General features: G+C 70.4%; 6 protein-coding genes. 4 read left to right on the top strand and 2 right to left on the bottom strand.

Annotated features, from left to right (window positions below; all coding sequences use genetic code 11):
• Positions 1-167: 167 nt before the first annotated feature.
• Positions 168-1,634 carry a malic enzyme-like NAD(P)-binding protein gene (locus ACWER9_RS31070; protein ID WP_452305200.1) on the bottom strand — a complete coding sequence of 489 codons (1,467 nt, stop codon included), beginning with the start codon at positions 1,632-1,634 and terminating at the stop codon, positions 168-170.
• Between the two features lie 183 nt (positions 1,635-1,817).
• Here ACWER9_RS31070 and hflX point away from each other — a divergent pair, with 183 nt between their 5' ends.
• Complete coding sequence (hflX, locus tag ACWER9_RS31075) at positions 1,818-3,272, top strand: GTPase HflX (protein WP_452305201.1); 1,455 nt, start codon at positions 1,818-1,820, stop codon at positions 3,270-3,272.
• A gap of 50 nt (positions 3,273-3,322) precedes the next feature.
• A complete protein-coding gene (locus tag ACWER9_RS31080; protein WP_452305202.1) occupies positions 3,323-5,083 on the top strand; it encodes a hypothetical protein in 1,761 nt (586 codons plus the stop codon).
• Between the two features lie 77 nt (positions 5,084-5,160).
• Here the strand turns inward: ACWER9_RS31080 and lexA are convergent, their stop codons facing one another.
• Positions 5,161-5,946 (bottom strand): transcriptional repressor LexA, encoded by a 786-nt coding sequence (lexA, locus tag ACWER9_RS31085; RefSeq protein ID WP_452305203.1) that lies wholly within the window; start codon positions 5,944-5,946, stop codon positions 5,161-5,163.
• Positions 5,947-6,485: 539 nt separating this feature from the next.
• Here lexA and nrdR point away from each other — a divergent pair.
• A complete protein-coding gene (nrdR, locus tag ACWER9_RS31090; RefSeq protein WP_145784926.1) occupies positions 6,486-6,986 on the top strand; it encodes a transcriptional regulator NrdR in 501 nt (166 codons plus the stop codon).
• A 34-nt stretch (positions 6,987-7,020) separates the two neighbouring features.
• The gene (locus ACWER9_RS31095; RefSeq protein WP_452305204.1) at positions 7,021-9,930 is read left to right on the top strand and encodes a vitamin B12-dependent ribonucleotide reductase; all 2,910 of its coding nucleotides are present in this window, start codon (positions 7,021-7,023) and stop codon (positions 9,928-9,930) included.
• Positions 9,931-9,976 lie beyond the last annotated feature (46 nt).

The following is a 9,976-nucleotide window of genomic DNA, read 5'->3' on the forward strand; positions in this document are numbered from 1 at the left end:
GCCCCGCTGGGCACCCGGACGCTGCGGTTGCTCGGGTACGCGGTCAGGTGGTTGACCTTGGCGCCGAGGTCGGTCCTCAGCGGCGTCTCCAGGGCTAGTTGATCAAGAGGTTTGCGTCAGAATCAGCGCGATTCCTGACGCAAACCTCTTGATCACCAACGGCGGGTTTACGGGGTGGCGCTGGCGTTGGCCGCGATCTCGGGGAGGTCGGCCGGGCCGGGGTCGGCGGCCGGGAGCGGGCTGGGGTTGTGCGCGGCGGCGCGGACGGCGGCGGCGACGGCCGGGGCGACCCGGGAGTCGAAGACGCTCGGCACGATCACCGTCGGGTTGATCTTCTCTTCGCCGACCACGTCCGCGATGGCCCGGGCGGCCGCGATGGCCATCTCCTCGGTGAACTCCTCGGCGTGCGCGTCGAGCATGCCGCGGAACACCCCGGGGAAGGCGAGCACGTTGTTGATCTGGTTCGGCTGGTCCGAGCGGCCGGTGGCGACCACCGCGGCGTGCTTGCGCGCCTCCCGCGGGTCGACCTCCGGGTCCGGGTTGGCCAGCGCGAAGACGATCGAGTCCTTGGCCATCTGGGCGATGTCGTCGCCGGTGAGCAGGTTCGGTGCGCTGACTCCGATGAACACGTCGGCGCCCCGGATCGCCCCGGGCAGGTCGCCGGAGTAGTTCTCCCTGTTGGTGTTCTCCGCCAGCCACTGCCACGCCGAGTTGAGCCCGGTCAGCCCGCGGTGCAGGGCGCCCTCCCGGTCGTACGCGATGATGTCGCCGACGCCCTGGCGCAGCAGCAGCTTCATGATCGCGGTGCCGGCCGCGCCGGCCCCGGAGACCACGACCCGGACGTCCTGGAGCTGCTTGCCCACCACCCGCAGCGCGTTCGTCAGCGCGGCCAGCACGCAGATCGCGGTGCCGTGCTGGTCGTCGTGGAAGACCGGGATGTCGAGCGCCTCGCGCAGCCGGGCTTCGATCTCGAAGCAGCGCGGCGCGGCGATGTCCTCCAGGTTGATGCCGCCGTAGGCCGGCGCGATCGCCTTGACGATCTGCACGATCTCGTCGGTGTCCTGGGTGTCGAGCACCACCGGCCAGGCGTCCACCCCGCCGAAGCGCTTGAACAGCGCGGCCTTGCCCTCCATGACCGGCAGCGACGCGGCCGGGCCGAGGTTGCCCAGGCCGAGCACGGCCGAGCCGTCGCTGACCACCGCGACGGTGTTGCGCTTGATGGTCAGTCGCCGGGCGTCGGCCGGGTTCTCCGCGATCGCCATGCAGACCCGGGCCACCCCCGGGGTGTACGCGCGGGACAGCTCGTCACGGTTGCGCAGCGCGACCTTCGAGGTCACCTCGATCTTGCCGCCCAGGTGCAGCAGGAAGGTCCGGTCGGACACCTTGCGCACGTCCACGCCGTCAAGCGCGGTCAGCGCCTCGACCACCTGGTCGGCGTGACCGGCGTCGGCGGTGTCGCAGGTCAGGTCGACGATCACGTGGGTCGGGTCCGAGTCCACCACGTCAAGCGCCGTGACGATCGCCCCGGCCTCGCCGACGGAGGTGGTGAGCCGGCCGATCGAGGAGGCGTCCGCGGTCACGGCGATCCGGATCGTGATCGAAAATCCGGCGCTCGGCAGTCGGGTGATGGCCACGGGATCCCTCCGTAACGGCTGTGCGGCCGGTCGGCCGCCGCCCGCATTTCTACCGGGTTGTCGCCGCCGACCAGCATTCGCCCCCACTTTTGGCGACCTTCACCATGGGCATATAGCAGGTGCGTTCGGCGTTGTGTCATGTCAGGATTACGTTCTACTTATCAAAACGGACAGGAGAACCGCTTGCGAGACCAGGAGAGCTTTGTCCCCGTCGAGGACGAGCTCGACGACGTCACCACTGGCGAGATGGAGCTGTCGGAGCGGCAGTCCCTCCGACGCGTCCCGGGCCTGTCGACCGAGCTCACCGACGTCACCGAGGTGGAATACCGGCAGCTGCGGCTGGAGCGGGTCGTCCTGGTGGGCGTCTGGACCGAAGGCACGGTCACGGACGCGGAAAACTCACTGACCGAGCTCGCCGCGCTGGCCGAGACCGCCGGTTCGCAGGTGCTCGAAGGGCTCATCCAACGTCGTACCCGACCCGACCCGGCCACGTACATCGGCCGCGGCAAGGTCGACGACCTCGGCGCGGTGGTGCTCTCCACCGGCGCCGACACGGTCATCTGTGACGGTGAGTTGTCCCCGTCGCAGCTGCGCAACCTGGAGCAGCGCACCAAGGTCAAGGTCGTCGACCGCACCGCGCTGATCCTCGACATCTTCGCCCAGCACGCCAAGAGCAAGGAAGGTAAGGCGCAGGTCGAGCTGGCCCAGCTCGAATACCTGCTGCCCCGGCTGCGCGGTTGGGGTGAGACGCTCTCCCGGCAGACAGGTGGTTCCGGCCGGGGCGGCGGCGCCGGCGGCGGTGTGGGTGTCCGTGGTCCCGGTGAGACCAAGCTGGAGACCGACCGGCGACGCATCCGGCACCGCATCTCGCGGCTGCGGCGCGAGATCAAGAGCATGAAGACGGTACGCGTGACCAAGCGTGCCCGACGCACCCGCAACTCCGTGCCCGCCGTGGCGATCGCCGGTTACACCAACGCCGGCAAGTCCAGCCTGCTCAACAGGTTGACCGGTGCGGGCGTGCTGGTGGAGAACGCGCTCTTCGCCACCCTTGATCCGACCACCCGTAAGGCCACCGCCTCGGACGGGCGGCTCTACACCCTCTCCGACACCGTCGGCTTCGTCCGGCACCTGCCGCACCAGATCGTCGAGGCGTTCCGCTCGACGCTCGAGGAGGTCGCGGAGGCGGATCTGGTGGTGCACGTCGTCGACGGCACCCACCCGGATCCGGAGGAGCAGGTCCGGGCGGTGCACGAGGTGCTCGCCGAGGTCGGCGCGGACCGGCTCCCCGAGCTGCTGGTGGTCAACAAGACCGACGCGGCGGACGAGGACACGCTGCTACGGCTCAAGCGGCTCTGGCCGGACGCGATCTTCGTGTCCGCGCACTCCGGGCGGGGCATCGACGGGCTGCGCGCGGCGATCGAGGACCGGCTGCCGAGCCCGGCCGTGGAGGTCCGGGCCGTGCTTCCGTACGACCGGGGTGACCTGGTGGCCCGGGCGCACCGCACGGGCGAGGTGCTCAGCACGTCGCACCTCCCGGAGGGCACCCTGCTGCACGTCCGTGTCGGCGCAGAGCTGGCCGCCGAGCTTGTGGCGTTCGACGTGCAGCGACAGGAGCAGGCGGCCGGCAGCCGATCCTGAGCGGCCCCGGCGTCATCCACCGGAAACGCGCGGCATGCGACACTGGCCGAATGCGCCGCGTTGTTTCCTCGGTCACGGTTGCCCTCGGCCTGCTCGGGGCAACCGTGGCGCTCGCCGGAGTCGCCGTGGCGGCTCCCGCCCCTGGGTCGTCCGGGCCGCCCGCCGCCAAGGCCGGCCAGAAGCGGTGCACGATCACCGACGAGCGCCTACGGGAGCTGTCCGGGCTGGTCGCCACCAAGAGTGGCTACATCGTCATCAACGACGGCACCGACGTCGCGGAGCGCAAGCGGGTCTTCTTCCTCGACAGCAAGTGCAAGATCTCGAAGGAGCCGGTCCGCTACTCGGGGCAGGGTCCGTTCGACACCGAGGATCTCGCCCTGTCCAAGGACGGCCGCACCCTCTGGATCGCCGACACCGGCGACAACCCCGACTCGAAGGAGCGCCGCAGCCGCGTCGCGCTCTGGTCGATGCCGGTCACCGGAGCCAAGCAGCCGACGCTGCACCGGCTCTCCTACCCGGAGGCGAAACCGCACGACGCCGAGGCGCTGCTGATCGGCGACGACGGAAAGCCGTTGATCATCACCAAGGTGACAAGCGGCAAGGCGGAGATCTACACGCCGTCGGCGGCCCTGAAGAGCGGCGACACCGACCCGGTGCCGATGCGCAAGGCCGGCGAGCTCACGCTGCCGAAGACCCAGACGGAGAACACCCTCAACACCTTCGGCCGGATCGCCATCACCGGCGCGTCCCGGGCACCGGACGGCTCACGGGTGGTCCTGCGCACCTACGCGGACGCCTTCGAGTTCGACGTGACCGGTGGCGACATCGTGGGTGCGCTCACCAGCGGCAAGCCGCGGGTGACGCCGTTGGCGGACCCGTTCGGCGAGGCGATCAGCTACACCCCGGACGGCAAGTCGTTCCTCACCGTCTCCGACGCGGGCCGGTTCGCCGAGGACGAGCCGCTGGACATCCTCAGCTACGCCCCGTCCAGCTCGACCGCCGCGCCACTGGGGCCGGAGGAGGGCGGCAAGCCGGCCGCCTCGAAGTCCTGGACCGACGGGCTGAGCCTCGACGACATCACGTATCTGGTCGGCGCGGTCGGGCTGATCGGCCTGCTGTTGGTCGCCGCCGGCATCTTCGGCATTGTTCGCGCCCGTCGTCGGCCGCCGACCGCTGACGAATCCGACACCTCGGACCCGGACGGCGAGCCGTTCGGCCCGCGCGCGGGCCGGGCCGTCGACGGGTTCCCGGCCGAGGATGACCGGCGGGGTGGTGTCTACGGAGGCGGCGCGCCGGCCGGTGGCGCGGTCTACGGCGGTCGCGGTGGTCCGGCACCGGCGGGCGGGGCGGGTCGCGGTGCTCCGGCCCCGGCAGGTGGTGCCGTGTACGGCGGTGGCCGGCCGGCCCCGGCTGACGGCGGCTATGGTGCGCCCCGACCGGACGGCGGCGGTGCCGGTGTGTATGGCGGCGGCGGTCGCCCTCCGGCCGGCGCCGGTGGTCGTCCCCAGGGAGGTGGCGGTCGTCCACCGGCCGGTGGACGTCCCGAGGGCAGCGGTCGCACCCAGGGCGGTGGTCGTCCGCAGGGCGGTAATGGTGGTCGTCCGCAGGGCGGCGGTGGTCGTCCCGGCGGCGGCGTCTACGGCGGCGACGGCGGCCAGCCCGGCGCCGGTCGTGCTGAGCCACCGAGGCGCGGTGGGCAGGAGCCCGACCAGCGGGGTCAGCGTCCCGGTCGCCGACGTGACGACGAGCCCGTCGACCCGTACGGCCAGTATCCCGGGGGCGGTCGCGGTCACCGGGGCGACCGTTACTGATCGGCGTTGAGTGGGCGCTCACCCCGCCCCTGCTGGGCGGTGCGGGTGAGCGCCGACGGCACCCACCCGCCGATCGGTCAGATCCGGCGGAGCACCGCCACGACCCGGCCCATGATGGTGGCGTCGTCGCCGGGGATCGGGTCGAAGGCCGGGTTCTGCGGCATCAGCCAGACGTGCCCGTCGCGCCGCCGGTAGGTCTTCACCGTCGCCTCGCCGTCGAGCATGGCGGCCACGATCTCGCCGGAGTCGGCGGTCGGCTGCTGCCGGACGACCACCCAGTCGCCGTCGCAGATCGCCGCGTCGAGCATCGAGTCACCCTTGACCTGGAGCATGAAGACCTCGCCCTCACCCACCAGCTCGCGGGGGAGCGGGAAGATGTCCTCCACAGCCTGCTCGGCGAGGATCGGCCCACCGGCGGCGATCCGACCGAGCATCGGCACGTACGCCGGGGCGGGCCGCTGGGCCCGCGACAGCTCGTCGTCGATCGCTTCGCTGGGGGCGCGGACGTCCACCGCGCGCGGCCGGTTCGGGTCGCGGCGCAGAAAGCCCTTCTTCTCCAGCTCCTTGAGCTGGTAGGCGACGCTTGACGGCGACACCAGGCCGACCGCCTCGCCGATCTCCCGGACGCTCGGCGGGTAGCCGTGCCGCTCCACCCAGTTGCGGATGAACTCCAGGATGCGGCGCTGACGGGCGGTCAGGTCGACTGTCGCCGGATCGGGGAAGGCGCTGACCACCGGAGTGACCGGGCGCACGGCGGGCTGGCCCGTCCGGCTGCGCGCGGCGCTGCGGCGTCGGGTGGCCGGGGGGCCCGCCTCGGTGATCTGCTGCGGGCTCTTCGGCCGGCTGGCCCGGTCCTCGGTCACGTCCGTCCTCCCTGGTCGGCGCTGGGTGCCTCGTCGGCTCGTGGTGCGTGCGGTGGTGCCACGTTGTTCATGACCGTATAGGTGAGATCAGTCATTTTCAAACATCTGTACGACCTACTCCGGCGTGTCGGGGTGAAAAAGGGCTCTGGTCGTACGGATGTTCTGATAAATGGTACGTCAGGTAGAACTGGTGTTCGATGGTCGACCGTTTCGCGGCTGGTCCCGGTCGGCTGGCCGGTAATCGGGTCGGGGCGGTGGCGTTGGGTGTTCGGGCGCGTTGCGGGGACGGTGGCTGACCGGATGGTCCGTGACGCGCCGGACACGCCGGCCAACTTGACCCGGCTTCCCCGGCGACATACGGTCGACCCCTAGATGTAGTAGTGACACGGGCGTAAGTTGCCTACAGGTTGGGTCTGACTACCGACCGCACTCCCGTAAGGTTGATCACGGCGGGCGCTGTGTGCGCATGGCACCGCCGTGGTGAGTCGTGCCCGGGTGCGCCCGGTACGACGTGGTTGATCACGATTAGGAGGTGCGCGATGCGGTGTCCGTACTGCCGGCACGCTGACTCCCGGGTGGTCGACTCGCGGGAGGCCGACGACGGCCAGCTCATCCGACGGCGACGGTCCTGCCCGGAGTGCGGCAAGCGGTTCACCACCGTCGAGGAGGCGGTCCTCGCGGTCGTCAAGCGCAGCGGGGTGACCGAGCCGTTCAGCCGCACGAAGATCATCGGCGGGGTGCGCAAGGCGTGCCAGGGCCGGCCGGTCGACGACGACTCGCTCGCGCTGCTCGCGCAGCGGGTGGAGGAGTCCGTCCGGGCCAAGGGGGCCGCCGAGATCCCCAGTCACGAGGTGGGCCTGGCGATCCTGGGCCCGTTGCGCGACCTGGACGAGATCGCCTACCTGCGGTTCGCCAGCGTCTACCGCTCCTTCGACTCGCTCGCCGACTTCGAGCGCGAGATCGAGACCTTGCGGGCCGCGGCGCGGGCCCGGGAGCAGGGCCGGGCCGACGCGGTCGAGGCCGCCGGCCGTACCAGCTGAATCTTCACTGTTTTTCGAGCGATTGGGACGCGCGGTGGGTGACCGCGCAGACGAGGGGGGCGACGGCGTGACAACGAGCCGTTCACGGAACAAGGCAGGCGCGGGGCTGAAGATCGAGCGGGTGTGGACGACCGAGGGGGTCCACCCGTACGACGAGGTCAGCTGGGAGCGCCGCGACGTCGTGATGACGAACTGGCGGGACGGCTCGATCAACTTCGAGCAGCGCGGGGTGGAGTTCCCCGAGTCGTGGAGCGTCAACGCGGCGAACATCGTCACCACCAAGTACTTCCGGGGCGCGGTGGGGACCCCGGAGCGGGAGTGGTCGCTCAAGCAGTTGATCGACCGGGTGGTCACCACCTACCGCACGGCGGGTGAGGAGTACGGCTACTTCGCCAGCCCGGCGGACGCCGAGATCTTCGATCACGAGCTGACCTGGATGCTGCTGCACCAGGTGTTCAGCTTCAACTCGCCGGTGTGGTTCAACGTCGGCACGCCGTCGCCGCAGCAGGTCAGCGCCTGCTTCATCCTGGCCGTCGACGACTCGATGGACTCCATCCTGGACTGGTACAAGGAGGAGGGGCTGATCTTCAAGGGCGGCTCCGGCTCCGGGGTCAACCTGTCGCGGATCCGCTCGTCCCGTGAGCTGCTCTCCTCCGGTGGCACCGCCTCCGGCCCGGTCAGCTTCATGCGCGGCGCGGACGCCTCCGCCGGCACCATCAAGTCCGGTGGCGCGACCCGCCGGGCGGCCAAGATGGTCATCATCGACGTCGACCACCCGGACATCGAGGAGTTCGTGGTCACGAAGGCGCGCGAGGAGGACAAGATCCGCGCGCTGCGTGACGCCGGGTTCGACATGGACCTCGGCGGCTCCGACATCGTCAGCGTGCAGTACCAGAACGCCAACAACTCGGTCCGCGTCTCGGACGAGTTCATGTCGGCGGTGGAGAACGGCAAGGGCTTCGACCTGCGCGGTCGGCTGGACGGCTCGGTGATCGACACCGTCGACGCCAAGAAGCTGTTCCGCACCATCTCCCAGGCCGCCTGGGAGTGCGCCGACCCCGGTCTGCAGTACGACGACACGATCAACGACTGGCACACCTGCCCGGAGACCGGGCGGATCACCGCGTCGAACCCGTGCTCGGAGTACCTGCACCTGGACAACTCCTCGTGCAACCTGGCGTCGCTCAACCTGATGAAGTTCCTCCGCGCCGACGGCAGCTTCGAGGTGGAGAAGTTCGTCAAGTCCGTCGAGTTCGTCATCACCGCGATGGACATCTCGATCTGCTTCGCGGACTTCCCGACCGAGAAGATCGGTGAGACGTCCCGCGCCTACCGGCAGCTCGGCATCGGCTACGCCAACCTGGGCGCCCTGCTGATGGCCTCCGGCCTGCCCTACGACTCGGAGCAGGGCCGCTCGGTCGCCGCGGCGATCACGTCCCTGATGACCGGCACCGCGTACCGCCGCTCGGCCGAGCTGGCCGGCGTCGTCGGCCCGTACGACGGCTACGCCCGCAACGCGGAGCCGCACAAGCGGGTCATGCGCAAGCACGCCGCGGCCAACGACGAGATCAAGCCGACCAGCCCGGTGGCCACCGCGATCGTCCGCGAGGCGACCAAGCAGTGGACCCAGGGCAACAAGATCGGTGACAAGTTCGGGTGGCGCAACGCGCAGGCGAGCGTCCTCGCGCCGACCGGCACGATCGGCTTCATGATGGACTGCGACACGACCGGCGTGGAGCCGGACCTGGCGCTCGTCAAGTTCAAGAAGCTCGTCGGCGGCGGCTCGATGCAGATCGTCAACCAGACGGTGCCGCGTGCCCTGCGCAGCCTCGGCTACCCGGAGGAGCAGGTCGAGGCGATCGTCGAGCACATCGCCGACCACGGCCACGTGGTGGACGCCCCGGGCCTCAAGCCGGAGCACTACCCGGTCTTCGACTGCGCCATGGGTGAGCGGACGATCGCCCCGATGGGTCACGTGCGGATGATGGCGGCAATCCAGCCGTTCGTCTCCGGCGCCATCTCCAAGACGGTCAACATGCCGGAGGCGGCCACCGTCGAGGACGTCGAGAAGATCTACTTCGAGGGCTGGAAGCTCGGCCTCAAGGCGCTGGCGATCTACCGGGACAACTGCAAGGTCGGCCAGCCGCTCTCGGTGGCCAAGTCCAACAAGGCCACCGAGCCGGCGGCCGTCGAGACCGCAGCGGCCGCGCCGGCCGCGGTGGAGAAGGTCATCGAGTACCGGCCGGTGCGTAAGCGCCTGCCGAAGAAGCGCCCGTCCGAGACGGTCAGCTTCTCCGTCGGTGGCGCCGAGGGTTACCTGACCGCGTCGTCCTACCCGGACGACGGCCTCGGTGAGGTCTTCCTGAAGATGTCCAAGCAGGGCTCGACCCTGGCCGGCGTGATGGACGCCTTCTCGGTGGCCATCAGCATCGGCCTGCAGTACGGCGTGCCGCTGGAGACGTTCGTCAGCAAGTTCACCAACATGCGCTTCGAGCCGGCCGGCATGACCGACGACCCGGACGTGCGGATGGCCGCCTCGGTGATGGACTACATCTTCCGTCGCCTGGCTCTGGACTTCCTGCCCTACGAGCGCCGCGCCGAGCTGGGCATCTTCACCGCCTCGGAGCGGGCCGCGCAGTTGCGGGCCGAGGCCGACGCGGAGGCTGCCGCCGCCGTTACCGGTGCCGACCTCACCGCGATGGCGTCGTCCGCGCCGGTCGAGGCCCCGGCCAAGCCGGAGGCGCTCGCCCAGCCGGCCCAGGAGATGGCCGACGTGGCCGCCGCCAAGCCGGCCCCGAGCGTGGGCTCCAGCACCGAGTTGCTGGAGGCCGTGATCGGCAAGGCCGCCGACGCACCGCTCTGCTTCACCTGCGGTACGAAGATGCGCCCCGCCGGTAGCTGCTACGTCTGCGAGGGCTGCGGCTCCACGAGCGGCTGCAGCTGACGTACGCATCGGCGCTGCCCCGGCCTCCTCTCATGGAGGTCGGGGC

It is taken from the genome of Micromonospora sp. NPDC003944 (assembly GCF_053605225.1).